The organism is Luteimonas sp. A277, from assembly GCF_054052045.1.
The window spans coordinates 1-1201 of sequence record NZ_JBSVRG010000027.1; the positions used below are offsets into that span (position 1 = coordinate 1).

At 56.0% G+C, this 1201-nt stretch carries 1 protein-coding gene; it reads right to left on the reverse strand.

The window, feature by feature from the left end; all coding sequences use genetic code 11:
* Positions 1-173: 173 nt before the first annotated feature.
* On the reverse strand, positions 174-527 hold the full coding sequence (locus ACW7G2_RS14020; RefSeq protein WP_456976834.1) for a hypothetical protein: 354 nt from the start codon (positions 525-527) through the stop codon (positions 174-176).
* Positions 528-1201 lie beyond the last annotated feature (674 nt).

A 1201-nucleotide genomic window follows, 5' to 3' on the forward strand; every position in this document is an offset into this window, starting at 1 on the left:
AAGGATATGCGCCTCCCAAGGATCAAAGTAGCGTCCGACCGTGGTGAGCATGATTTAGGGGCCTAACACCTAAGTTAAGCCGAGACGCGTAGTGGAGCGAAGCACATGGCAAGCTGTACCTGCCATGTGCTTTGTGGAACGAAGCGGCTTCGGCTTGAACGCATTGTTAGGCCTTATTGCCCGAACACTTCCACGCGAACATCGGAGGTCCGATCCGCCAATGCAATGATCTCGGCGGCAGTCATGCCAGCAACTCTGTCTTTTATCCCGCCGATGGAAGGGGATTGTAGCTCTGGGTTGGCTACCACCTCGTAAGCGCTCTCCACACCCTCCATGTTGAGCACGACCATCGCGATAGCAAGTTTCTGCTTCCCTGAGTCGGATTGGCTCCTCATCATCGCTTTGTAGGAGGTTTCGGCAGACTCGATACTGGATGCATCGATGCGAACGGCGTTGCGCTCGGCGGTTGTGGTGCAACCGATGGCCAGAAGTGAGGCAAGTAGGGCGACTGCAAAGTGCTTCAACATCGGTGAACTCTCCATGTAAGGCCTAACACCTAAGTTAAGCCGAGACGCGTAGTGGAGCCAAGCACATGGCAAGCTGTACCTGCCATGTGCTTGGCGGAACGAAGCGGCTTCGGCTTGAACGCATTGTTAGAGCCCAGCTAGTGCAGTGCAAGTAGCGCTGTTGCACCAGCATAGTTCTCGCCCTCCATGAGGCGTAGCCAGTTTGCCACGAGATTGTCTCCGAGCAAGGAGCTGGCTGCGAGCAGAAAGGCTTGCGGTTGTTCGTGCCCGGTCGCGGATCGCATAAGAACCGTAGGCGGGTTGTCCAAGCCGCGAGTGCTGAGTGCCCTAAGAAATGTGTCGAGGGCTTGCCGCATCTCGGGTGTCCCGTACTGGACTGGCTCGAAGTCTGGCGGAAGTTTCTTGGCTCGGACCAACACGCCAACAAATCGCCACGTCAATGAGTCAACCGTTGCGGTGACAAAAACGGAATCTTCGCCGTAGAGGCTGATGAACGCCTCCGTCACATGGGGTCCAAACCCTTGGTCGGGGTCGATTTGTATGGTCCCTGGTGGTGTGCCGCTTGGCTGATTTTCTTGCACTACGCACTAATCCTGATCTGGGCGCTAACACCTAAGTTAAGCCGAACCGCGTAGTGGAGCGAACCACATGGCAAGCTGTACCTGCCATGTGGT

Coding starts and splice junctions, on each gene's coding strand:
- ACW7G2_RS14020 (WP_456976834.1), bottom strand. CDS start 527: ATGTTGAAGCACTTTGCAGTCGCCCTACTTGCCTCACTTCTGGCCATC.